Origin of the sequence: Acinetobacter sp. GFQ9D191M, from assembly GCF_011174875.1 — a bacterium.
GTDB lineage: Bacteria > Pseudomonadota > Gammaproteobacteria > Pseudomonadales > Moraxellaceae > Acinetobacter.
The window spans coordinates 1-11,608 of record NZ_JAALGV010000157.1; the positions used below are offsets into that span (position 1 = coordinate 1).

Below are 11,608 nucleotides of genomic sequence, written 5' to 3' on the forward strand. Positions count from 1 at the left end.
TGGTACGAGGCATAGCGAATAGTAAAATTGGGTTTGGTGATTTGATTTTACTACTTCGCTATTTTTTTAAGCTAAAAGTGTCAACACACCCTAATAACTTACAAGAATACTGTCAGGGATTTTTCCACCAGCATAACCAACAATGGCATGTGTTCTTATTCAGTCGTCTGTTGCAAAATCCAAAATTTATGAACGCATCTATAAAATTTATAAATTAAACGTCGCGCACGAAAGTAATAAAGACGTAAATCGGGGAGAGGCTGCATGGGCTTTAAACTTAAAAAGAAAAATACAGGTGAAGGTAGCCGCAAAAGTGGCAATACTTTTTTATCCAAGATTCAATCACAAACAGATCAGTTGTCACGTGTATTTGGTGATAGTGAAAAGTCTAAACCGTTTATTTATGGTGCAGCCGGCTGTCTGTTAGCAGCAACCATCACTTTATTGTATCTTTTCTACAGTGTGCCACGTGCCAACCAGCTGACACAAAGTCTGGGTGATTTACGTCTGCTTTCACAAACCATTTCTCGTCAGGCGACTGAAGCAACGGCTTCTGGTACACCTGAGGCGATGAAAAACCTGACAGATTCTCAAAAAGCTTTTGCTGAAAACCTTGAGACTGTAAAAAATATTCACTCCAATAATGAAGCGCTACAAGCAGTAGATAAACAGTGGACAGAAGTGTCTTCTAGTATTGACCTGATTGCATCGCAACAAAAAATCATTAACCAGTTATATGACACCAACATTGCGATTGGTGAAGCGATCCCGGGGATTCAGGCCGAATATAACTTGATGGTCGACCAGATGGCGCGTCAAGACATGCCGTCTAACCAGGTGGTTATTGCGAAAAACCAGGTATTTATTGCGGAACGTATTTTACGTTCGATCAGTTTGGTATTGACCGGTAACGACGGTTCACGTGAATCAGCGGATGACTTCAGTGCCGATACCGAAACTTTCGGTTCATACTTAAATGCACAGTTAAACGGTTCTGCTGAACTGGGTGTACAACGTATTACTGATCCTAACCTGCGCGAGTCTCTAGAAGGCATCAAAGCGGAATATGATGATGTACTTGAATCAGCATCTGCGACAATCCTGAAAAACTCTGCGCAAATCGTAAAAGTACGTCAGGCATCTGCATCAATTTTCTCGCAATCTGATGCCCTGCTCGATAACCTGAACAAACTGTCTGGTAACTCTGGTCTGAAAACAATCGTTCCAGCGGTTTTGTTAATTCTGTTATTGATCGGCTTCCTGCTGTGTGTATTCCGCCTGTTAACCCTACGTGGTGCATCAGATAAACAACGTGTAACCCGTCTTCAGGAAGAATATGACCGTAACCAGAATGCGATTTTACGTTTACTGGACGAGATTGCTGACCTTGCGGATGGTGACTTACGTTCATATGCAACAGTATCGGAAGACTTTACCGGTGCGATTGCCGACTCGATTAACTTCGCGATCGACCAATTACGTGACCTGGTATCTCGTATTACCGAAACTTCTCAAGAAGTTGCGCAATATACAGCGACAACTCAAAGCATTACCAACCAGTTAGCAGAAGCATCTGAACACCAGGCACAAGAAATTGCCGGTGCATCTGCTGCGATTAACGAAATGGCGATGTCCATTGACCAGGTATCTGCCAACGCGGAAGAATCTGCAGTCGTTGCGGAACGTTCAGTACAAATTGCTGCAAATGGTGCAGACGTTGTACACCGTTCAATTGAAGGTATGGATACGATTCGTGAACAGATTCAGGAAACGTCGAAACGTATTAAACGTCTGGGTGAATCTTCACAAGAAATTGGTAACATCGTCGCCCTGATTAACGATATTGCCGACCAAACGAACATCCTGGCTTTGAACGCAGCGATTCAAGCGTCGATGGCGGGTGAAGCTGGTCGTGGTTTCGCCGTGGTAGCGGATGAGGTCCAGCGTCTTGCGGAACGTTCTGCATCTGCAACTAAACAGATTGAAGGCCTGGTAAAAACCATTCAGACCGATACCAACGAAGCCGTAATTTCAATGGAACAAACCACAGCCGAAGTTGTACGTGGTGCGAACTTGTCTAAAGATGCCGGTGTGGCACTAGATGAGATTCAGAACGTATCGAATAACCTGGCAAAACTGATTGCAAACATTTCCGATGCTGCGAAACTTCAGTCAGCATCTGCAGGTCATATTGCGACCACGATGAATGTCGTACAGGAAATTACTTCACAAACTACGAGTGCAACCTTCGATACAGCACGTTCGGTATCTGAATTGGCGAACATGGCCGATGCATTACGTGAATCTGTATCTGACTTTAAACTACCCGAATAAAGTCAGAAAGTATGAGGGGAGTGTGCCTTAACCCAGGTTGAGGCACATTCAGAAATACAGATAAAGCCTCGACAAGATGGACCTAACTATTAAGGATAGGTCTCGCGTGACGGTCACAATTAAGTTTGAGCGCCCTTCTTGGCGGCACAACGTAAGAAGCATTAGCTATGAAAGAAATATTAAAAAATTTAGTTGAAACGACAACGCTTCCTGAAGACAGTTATCTTGATCAAGATGCAGAAATTCTTGAAATTTTTGTCGAGGAAATCGAAGAAATTTTCGTTGAGTTAAATGCTTTATTTCCAGAATGGTTGAGTGATCCGGCTCATCAGGAAAACCTGAAAACCATTCGCCGCCATTTTCATACCCTGAAAGGTTCAGGCCGTATGGTGGGGGCTAAATCTGCGGGTGAAATTGCATGGGCAGTGGAAGATACCTTAAACCGGGTACTTTCAGGTTCGATCCAGTTAACGCCTACGATTCAACAGTATGCCAAAGCTGTACTGAATATTTACCAGTTTACTTTATATCCAAAATTCAAACAGGTGCAGGAACTCGATGTTGACCTGCGCCCAGTCGTGCTTTTAGGTCAGCAATTACAACAACAAATGACACCTGAACCGGCTTTAGAAGAACTCTTGCAACTGGCAGACAGTCTGACTGCCGAAGGCCAGATCACAGGTCTTGAGCTAGGTGATTCGGCTGAAGATCAAGATACAACTGCAGCAATAGAAATAAGCACAACAGAATTTGAGCTTGAAGAAGCTGATAGTGAAGATGCTGCACGTAGTGATGTAGAAGAAACCGTGGCGATCTTTATCGAGGAAGCGGAAGAGCATCTCGAAACGATTGCCAAGTTCCTGCGTAGCGAAAATGAAAAAGTGCAGGATTATAATGCATTGATTCGTGCTATTCATACTTTGCGCGGCAGTTCGTCCATGGCACAGATCGAAGAAATCTTCGAGGCCAGCTCTAAAGTAGAACATCTGTTTAAAACACTGCTTCAGGATGAAATTGCATCTACCTCAAAAGAAACTGCTGTATTAATCCAGTATGCTGAATTTGTCAGTGACTATCTGCATTTGTTACGTCAGGGTGATAGCAGCAAACTGGCAGCAGTGTATGCGACTTTTGAGCGTGTCTGGAATGATTATGGCTTCGCAGCCACTGAAACGGAAACAGTTGAAACCCAAGGTCTGGTGACTAAGCTGGTTGAACTGGAGATTGACCTGTTGCTGGATGCCGAATTTGAATTCGATAAACGGGCTAAAGTCGATTATCCGGAATATATTCAGGCTTTAAGCGAGCAGGCTGCCGAGCTGCTTGCACATACAGATAACCGTGCCGCACTGGGTATTCATGAGTTTACGACAGATTTAAAATCTGCTTATGATGCCTTGCTGGAAAAACCGGTACTGCTGAATAGTGATTATGCTTATGAGCTGTTTGCCCAGGCACATCAGGAATTCATTCATTTATTCGATACCCTAGCAGCAGGCCAGCGTGTCATTCTGAATGATGATACGCAAAAAACCTTGAGTGAACTGGCTGCATTTGTACAGCAGGACCTGGAAATCTTTGCCGAAGACAATATCCCTGCTGAACAAGTATCAGAAGAAATTTCTATTCCTGAAGCTGCAACCACAGCCAGCATTGACTTTGCTGCTTTAAGTCAGCGTATTGCTTCTGATCGCCAATACATTGACAGCGCAGAAACTCAGCGTGATTTCGATGAGGATCTACTGAATATCTTCCTCGAAGAAGCAGATGAATTACTGGTGGGTATTGATGAAGATCTGAATACCTGGAGTAAGAAGCAGGATGATACGACTTCACTTAACAATCTGATGCGTCATTTGCACACCTTAAAAGGTGGTGCAAACATGATTACCGCTTCTCATATCGGTTCGATCTCGCACGAACTGGAAAGTATTTATGAGCGAATCATCCGTCAGCAGATTGCAGTAACGCCTACTTTGATTCAAATCATTCGTCTGGTGCAAGATAACGTTTCTGACCGTATCCAGTCGATCCGTGATGAAGGTATCGATTATCCAGCGGTTGAAGCAATTTCGATTCTGCAAAATATTCAGGCATTGGTGGCTGGTCAAGCTGTTGCAGCTCCGGTAGAAACATCGATTCCTGTTGTCGAGTTTGAATATGCAGAAGCTACTACTGAATCTGTAGAGACAGTAGATGATGCACCGGAAGAGATTGCATCAGAAAATACAGATTCAGATCTAGAGCCAGCTTTAGGCTTAGAAGATGAACAAGTTGAGCTTACTGAAACAGAAACCTTAACTGAAGCAGTTGAAGTTGTAGCAGAAGAACGCTCTGAAGAAGATGAACTGAAGTCGATTGTTGAAGAAACCTTCCTGGAAGAATCAGAAGAGATTCTCGACAATACCGAAAAACTGCTGAACCAATGGTTTGATCAGCGTAGTGACCGTAGCTTATTGCTTCAATTACAACGTGCTGCCCACAGTATCAAGGGTGGTGCGCGCATGGTTGAAAACGAAAAGGTGGCCAGCATTGCGTATGAACTGGAAACCACATTCGAACAGTTTGCGGTATATCACTTTAACTCGAATGCTTATGATGGCCTGCTGCAAAAAACACTGGCTTGGTTAAGACAAGCGATCTTCCAGCATGACTATAGCAATTTTGAACAGATCCAAAGCAGCCTGAAAAAGATTGCTTATGTGGATGTTACTGCGCAGCTGCCGGAACGTTTGGCTAAAACAGAAACGCTGGTCACAGAAAATAGCTTCGAGTTTGTCGAAGGTGATGGTACTGAGCCACCACGTATGATGGGCGAATGGGTTGATACCGGTAATACCGATACCAGCCACGAGATGATCCGTATCTCTGCTGATCTGGTTGAGAAGATGATCGACCTGTCAGGCGAGAATGCAATTAACCGTTCGCGTATCGAGATGGATTTGGGTCAGCTCGGTAATACTCTGAACGAGATGGAACTGGCGATCAAGCGTCTGGCGGATCAGTTGCGCCGAATGGAAGGCGAGCTAGAATCTCAAATTATTGCCAAACACGGTTCAGAAAACTCGCGTTATGCAGACTTTGACCCACTGGAAATGGACCAATATTCGTCCCTGAATCAGTTGTCCAAGTCGTTAGCGGAATCTGCTTCGGACTTGGTTGACTTCAAGAGCACTCTATCTGACAAGATTCGTGAAACTGAAGGTTTGTTATTGCAACAATCACGGATTCAGGCCGAGATTCAGGAAAGCCTGATGCGTACTCGTCTGGTACCGTTTGACCGGATGTTGCCACGTTTACAACGTATCGTACGTCAGACTTCTACGACTTTGAACCGTCCAGCTGAATTGATTGTTCAGAATAGTGAAGGTGAATTAGACCGTAATATTCTGGAACGTCTGGTAACGCCATTCGAGCATATGCTACGTAATGCGATTGACCATGGTCTGGAAGATACAGCAGATCGAATTGCCCTGAATAAACCAGAAGTCGGTTCAATCCTGTTGAATATTAGCCGTCAGGGTACAGATGTCATCGTCTCATTTAGTGATGATGGTAAAGGTATCGATGCTGAGAAGATTCGTGAGAAAGCACTGAGCCAAGGCCTGATCAAAGAAGATCAGACGCTGGATTCGGAAGAGCTACTGCAATTCATTTTCCATCCAGGCTTCAGTACTGCTAAATCTGTAACCCAGATTTCAGGTCGTGGCGTCGGACTGGATGTAGTACAAAGCGAGATCAAGTCGCTGGGTGGTCACGTATCTGTCAGCTCTGAAGTCGGCAAAGGCACAACCTTCACTATTCGCGTACCGACGACTGTAGCGGTCAGCGATGCCTTGATGGTAAAAGTGGGCGATCAGCAATACGCCGTTTCTCTGGCGCAAATCGACCGTATTGTACGTATTGCACCATCTACTCTGGAAACTTACTTCAACAGTAAAGACGATTTCTTCAAGATTGATGGCGTTAATTACAAATTGCGTTACCTGTCTGAGTTCGTATCGAATCAGCCAATTCCTCGTCTGAATAATGTGGCGCATTCATTACCAGTATTGCTGATTAAAGGGAATAGTGGTCAAACTATTGCCTTGTTAGTCGATCAACTCGTCGGTTCACGTGCACAGATCGTGGTGAAACCAATCGGCCATCAGTTCGCCAATATTGGTGTAGTGACCGGTGCGACAATTCTCGGTGATGGTCAGGTCTGTCTGATTCTGGATGGTCAGAATATTGCTCGTCAGATCCATGGTACGCAGCGTGTGAAACACATGCAGGATCAACGCGATGGTTCACGTTCTGGCAATGCTCGCCGTCTGGTAATGATCGTGGATGACTCGGTGACTGTACGTAAGGTGACCTCGCGTCTACTTGAGCGTCAGGGCTATGATATAGTCACCGCCAAAGATGGTGTAGATGCGATTGAGCAGCTTGAAAATGTCCGTCCGGATCTGATGCTGCTGGATATTGAAATGCCGCGTATGGATGGTTTTGAGGTCACGAACCTGGTTCGTCACCACGATATTCACCGTGACCTGCCAATCATCATGATTACTTCACGTACTGGTGAAAAACACCGTGAACGTGCTTTCAGTCTGGGCGTAACCCACTACATGGGCAAACCGTTCCAGGAAGCTGAATTACTGGCGAATATTCAACAGTTAATTGCTGAAAAACAGGGGTCATAAATGAGTCAGAATACGACTAATGCCAAAATGGCTGATCAGATAAGTCAGCAGGAACTTCAGCATTTAATTACGGTATCTACCGGATTTATTGATGCTTATATTATTGACTGTCACGGCAAAGATCCAATGCTGTTACCACAAAATATTGTCCTGTCTGCACTGGATAGTGATACCCAGGTTAAAGTGGTTGAGTGGCATGATGCGCAATTACCGGTTTATGCAGTTAATGATCCTACACGTAAAAGTGGTGTGGCGCTGGTGATTGAAGGAGATGAGGTGCATCAGCGTTTTGCCCTGATGTGTAATGAAATGCCGAAAACCATTCGTCTGCGTATTTCTGAAGTCGTCGATGCTGATCAGCAAGTGACTGACCCCGCAGTATTCCAGTATGTGCGTATGGGGGATCAGTTATTTCACATCCCGCAAATGGGTTATATTCAGTCTTCAATTGGCTTGTAATTCATTACAAAGCACATAAAAAAAGGAACTCTTCTGAGTTCCTTTTTTTACATCTGGTGATTAATTGGCTAACAGGTTCACCAGAATCTGCTCATAAATTTCAGCCAGTGGTTCAAGGTCTGCAATATCGACATGCTCATTAATTTGATGGATTGTGGCATTCAGTACACCGAGTTCTAGGACTTGTGCACCGGTAGGCGCAATAAAACGACCATCTGAGGTGCCGCCTGAAGTTGATAATTCAGTTTCAGTACCAGTCACAGTTAAAATGGCATCTTTAGCGGCATTCACCAGCTCACCTACTGGTGTCAGGAATGGCAGGCCAGATAAAGTCCATGAAATATCATAGTCCACACCATGACGATCCAGAATTTCAAGCATACGTGCTTTTAGTTCTTCAGCAGTCACTTCAGTTGAATAACGCCAGTTGCAGAGCAGGTTCATCGTACCTGGAACAACGTTGGTTGCACCGGTACCGGCATTGATATTTGAAATCTGGAAAGACGTCGCAGGGAAGTATTCATTGCCATTATCCCAGACTGTTTCGCAGAGTTCGGCAATGGCTTTAGATGCTGTATGAATTGGATTCACTGCAAGATGCGGATAAGCTACATGACCTTGTTTGCCTTTTACAGTCAAGTTGGCATTCAATGAACCACGACGGCCATTTTTGACAATATCACCCAGTTTGTTGGTACTTGATGGTTCACCTACCAGACACCAGGTAATTTTCTCGTTACGGGCTTCCAGAGTTTCAATCACTTTTACCGTACCATTGATCGATGGACCTTCTTCATCTGAAGTGATCAGATAGGCAATTGAACCTTTATGATTCGGATATTTTTCGACAAAACGTTCAGTGGCTACAACCATCGCAGCCAAGGCGGTTTTCATGTCGGCACTACCACGGCCATATAGCTTGCCGTCACGAATTTCTGGCGCAAATGGGTCAGAGTTCCAGGCATCCAGGTTGCCGGTTGGCACAACATCGGTATGGCCAGCAAAACAGAAAACCGGGCCTTCAGTACCTTTACGCGCCCAAATATTATCAACATCTTCAAAGCGCATTGATTCAATATTGAAACCCACCTTCTTCAAACGTTCTGCCATGATATTCTGGCAGTCATGATCAATAGGGGTCACAGAAGGCTGACGTAATAATTGCAGGCTTAAATCAAGAGTCGCGGAAGATGTCATACGATGGATTCATAAGTCGATAAATTTGTCGGCTCTATGATAGGCGAATATGGCCTGTAATGTGAATGTTCTGCATAAAAAAACCCTATCTGAGATAGGGTTTGTGGAGAAGCTAGAAAGAGTTTAGTTTTGACGGATTTCTTCAGAAGTTTTTTCTGCAGTGCCTGTTACAGCTTCGCCTGCTTTAGAAACGTCTTTACCCACACCTTTGACAGTGTTACAGCCAGTTAAAACAAAAGCCATTACCAATGAAGCAGCAAGAATTTTTTTCATCATCATCTCCGTATTATCGATAATAAAATTATTATGATGTGGAACTAAGATTAGAAAATATACGACATAAAAAATATGTGGTTTTCATAGTGCTTCGGTTAATAAATGTAATGTTTTAAAAGGGTTTATGCGCAGGAAAGGGTAGTAGAAGCGGGCTGCGATACATATAAAAATCCTCTTGATCAGCCTTTTTATAAAGTCCATTTGTCCACCAATAGGGACTTGAACTGCTGATCTGCGCATTAGGATAAATCCATTCATGACGTTGTAAACGATAGAAGTTAGCCGCTGGGTCGGGAATCTGCTGACCCCATAAGCCTATGCGACGTTGGGTATTGACCCAGTCAGGTAAGGTCTGATCTGCACGATGTACTGGAAGATAAAGCTGGCCTTTTAACATGCAGAAACGCTGCTCAATCTGCTGATCCAGAGCCTCATCAAACTGAAACTGTTTCTGGGTAAAATGCTTCATTTTACGGATTAAAGTATCGGTGCGGTTTAGGCCATACCAGTTTGGCAGGCTAAAATCGGCTTCTGCGAGGTAGTATTTCAGCGCCACTTCCCAATGTTCAGTCAGACCAGCCTCTGTATTGAATAACAGAAAATCCAGTTCACCCAGTGTTTTAGCGCCGTCAATTTTCTGAATGCTATGACCTAAAAGCTTATAAGGATGATAGGCATCATCCAGCAGCCAGAACCAGACCAGCATTTCAAAGCGCAAACCCAGCCGGGTGCTTTTAAGCTGCTGCACGAATTGCTCCAGCTCTTCTGGATGCCGGTCCAGATATTTCAGACGTGGATGATAATTTTGCAGGTGATGTTGCCAAGTCTCAGAATCATGTAAGTCAAAAGCATGGACGACTTCAAGTTCGTCTGGAATTTGAGACAGAAGGTTTGGACTACCGACAGCAAATGCCAGTTGCCGCACCAAAGGATGCTGATAATATTGCCATGCTTCTACAAGATGATGATTTAGACTGGAAAAGGGCATAGCACATCCTGTGAAAAGTGCACAAATACAACGGACAGATTTTAAAAACACTTTATACTACCCCTAATTTTGTGGGTAGGACCGATTTATGAAAATATTGTTTTGGCGAAGCCTGGTCGTACTATTTGTCGTACTGGGTTTTATCGGCGCAATCTTGCCCGGCATGCCAACTACAGTATTTTTAATTCTGGCGGCTTGGGCGGCATCCAAAGGCTGGCCACAGATGGATGCATGGCTGCTGAATCATCCAAAATATGGTCCGACTTTAAGAGCCTGGCGTGCCAATGGTACTGTGCCACGCAAGGCCAAATGGCTGGCCAGTATCATGATGTTCATCAGTGGCATTATCATGTTATTTACGACAGCACCGCTGGCAGTCAAAATCTTTACTGATGTGACCATGCTGATTGTGGCGATCTGGTTATGGCGTCGACCCGAACCAGTTCAGGACATAATCCATCCAGAACACATGGCCACAAAGAAAGTAGAACTAGAAACTATCAAGACAGAGAAAGAGAAGTCATGAGCCATTTGCAGCTGGATCAGGCAGAAATCCTGATTGATCTCGCCCAACAAAAACTATATTTGCCAAAATATAATAAGCAGTACCTGATTTCTACGGGTAAGAATGGCATAGGTGAAGCAGAAAATAGTGGCAAGACGCCTCGTGGATGGCATAAAGTCGCTGAAAAGTTTGGCCAGCAGACACCTTTAAATAGTGTGTTTATTGCCCGTCAAGCGACAGGTGAAATTTATAATGCAGAACTGGCACAGCAATTCCCGCAGCGAGACTGGATTCTCAGCCGGATCTTATGGCTAAGTGGGCTTGAAGAAGGTTTTAACCAGGGCGAGGGTTGTGATACTTACCAACGTTATATCTATATTCATGGTACGCCTGATTCTGAGCCGATGGGTATTGCAATGTCACATGGCTGTATCCGCATGCGGAATACGGATGTGGCCGAGCTGTTTGAACTGGTGAATGAAGATGCACTGGTCTATATTTCAGAACAGCCTTTGAATCTGACTGTTTAAATGACTTAAATGACATAAGAAAATTTGTGGATGATTTAAAATTAATTGAAATATCTTCTATTTAAATAAGGGAAAGTAGATGAGGTCATCGATCATCTATGTACTCTACTTTTATAGACAAATAGAGTTAGAAACAGGATTTATAGCCCGCCAATAAAAGTCATCAATTTGTTCTTACAAGGCTGCAAGCTCTTAAAATAAAGATTATAGGATCACAACGTTGCGGTGAGCTAGGCTTTGTATAATCTTTCAGCAATACTGAAGTCTGTTGCATGTTCTGGTCTCAATTTTCATGAGTAAAACCGTAAAAATCCGGCTTTTAGTTTCACAGAGTATCTTTAAAAAATCGGTATAGACTTAAAAAATAAACAAAAAGTGTTGTTTTTTTTAACAATCAACCTATTTTTTAATCACTCACACCGAAAAAGCAGAAAACAGTCAGAAAAGCGTTTGACAGTCTGTGAAGATTCTCTATAATGCACCTCATCAAGCGATGAAGTCGATTTGAAAGGGCGCTTAGCTCAGTTGGTAGAGCGTCTGCCTTACAAGCAGAATGTCGGCGGTTCGATCCCGTCAGCGCCCACCAAGCTTCTTTCAAAGTTGAGACACTTATAGTGCAGCGGTAGTTCAGTTG

At 43.9% G+C, this 11,608-nt stretch carries 8 protein-coding genes, 1 tRNA gene and 1 pseudogene; 7 read left to right on the forward strand and 3 right to left on the reverse strand.

Annotation, left to right across the window (positions count from 1 at the left end):
- From G5T77_RS17325 to G5T77_RS16705, 4 genes and pseudogenes are all read left to right on the forward strand, one after another.
- Positions 1–218 (forward strand): annotated as a pseudogene (locus G5T77_RS17325) (hypothetical protein); the annotation flags it as partial.
- 46 nt (positions 219–264) lie between these two features.
- Positions 265–2,334, forward strand: coding sequence for a methyl-accepting chemotaxis protein (locus G5T77_RS16695; protein ID WP_166137678.1), 2,070 nt, complete (start codon positions 265–267; stop codon positions 2,332–2,334).
- Positions 2,335–2,501: 167 nt separating this feature from the next.
- A complete protein-coding gene (locus G5T77_RS16700) occupies positions 2,502–7,019 on the forward strand; it encodes an Hpt domain-containing protein (RefSeq protein ID WP_166137675.1) in 4,518 nt (1,505 codons plus the stop codon).
- A complete protein-coding gene (locus G5T77_RS16705; protein WP_004784978.1) occupies positions 7,020–7,478 on the forward strand; it encodes a hypothetical protein in 459 nt (152 codons plus the stop codon).
- A gap of 60 nt (positions 7,479–7,538) precedes the next feature.
- Here G5T77_RS16705 and dapE read toward each other — a convergent pair whose 3' ends face one another.
- The 3 genes from dapE to G5T77_RS16720 form a co-directional block, all read right to left on the reverse strand.
- A complete protein-coding gene (dapE, locus tag G5T77_RS16710) occupies positions 7,539–8,675 on the reverse strand; it encodes a succinyl-diaminopimelate desuccinylase (RefSeq protein WP_004784977.1) in 1,137 nt (378 codons plus the stop codon).
- A 123-nt stretch (positions 8,676–8,798) separates the two neighbouring features.
- Positions 8,799–8,948, reverse strand: coding sequence for an entericidin A/B family lipoprotein (locus G5T77_RS16715; RefSeq protein WP_004784975.1), 150 nt, complete (start codon positions 8,946–8,948; stop codon positions 8,799–8,801).
- A 115-nt stretch (positions 8,949–9,063) separates the two neighbouring features.
- Positions 9,064–9,939, reverse strand: coding sequence for a DUF1853 family protein (locus tag G5T77_RS16720; RefSeq protein ID WP_004784973.1), 876 nt, complete (start codon positions 9,937–9,939; stop codon positions 9,064–9,066).
- A gap of 88 nt (positions 9,940–10,027) precedes the next feature.
- Here G5T77_RS16720 and G5T77_RS16725 point away from each other — a divergent pair, with 88 nt between their 5' ends.
- From G5T77_RS16725 to G5T77_RS16735, 3 genes are all read left to right on the forward strand, one after another.
- Positions 10,028–10,465 (forward strand): YbaN family protein, encoded by a 438-nt coding sequence (locus G5T77_RS16725; RefSeq protein ID WP_125278257.1) that lies wholly within the window; start codon positions 10,028–10,030, stop codon positions 10,463–10,465.
- Positions 10,462–10,974 (forward strand): cell wall-recycling L,D-carboxypeptidase ElsL, encoded by a 513-nt coding sequence (elsL, locus tag G5T77_RS16730; RefSeq protein WP_159123377.1) that lies wholly within the window; start codon positions 10,462–10,464, stop codon positions 10,972–10,974. The genes G5T77_RS16725 and elsL overlap by 4 nt, the downstream gene beginning before the upstream one ends.
- A 510-nt stretch (positions 10,975–11,484) precedes the next feature.
- Positions 11,485–11,560, forward strand: a tRNA-Val gene (locus G5T77_RS16735).
- Positions 11,561–11,608: the final 48 nt, after the last annotated feature.

Coding starts and splice junctions, on each gene's coding strand:
- G5T77_RS16695 (WP_166137678.1), top strand. CDS start 265: ATGGGCTTTAAACTTAAAAAGAAAAATACAGGTGAAGGTAGCCGCAAA.
- G5T77_RS16700 (WP_166137675.1), top strand. CDS start 2,502: ATGAAAGAAATATTAAAAAATTTAGTTGAAACGACAACGCTTCCTGAA.
- G5T77_RS16705 (WP_004784978.1), top strand. CDS start 7,020: ATGAGTCAGAATACGACTAATGCCAAAATGGCTGATCAGATAAGTCAG.
- dapE (WP_004784977.1), bottom strand. CDS start 8,675: ATGACATCTTCCGCGACTCTTGATTTAAGCCTGCAATTATTACGTCAG.
- G5T77_RS16715 (WP_004784975.1), bottom strand. CDS start 8,948: ATGAAAAAAATTCTTGCTGCTTCATTGGTAATGGCTTTTGTTTTAACT.
- G5T77_RS16720 (WP_004784973.1), bottom strand. CDS start 9,939: ATGCCCTTTTCCAGTCTAAATCATCATCTTGTAGAAGCATGGCAATAT.
- G5T77_RS16725 (WP_125278257.1), top strand. CDS start 10,028: ATGAAAATATTGTTTTGGCGAAGCCTGGTCGTACTATTTGTCGTACTG.
- elsL (WP_159123377.1), top strand. CDS start 10,462: ATGAGCCATTTGCAGCTGGATCAGGCAGAAATCCTGATTGATCTCGCC.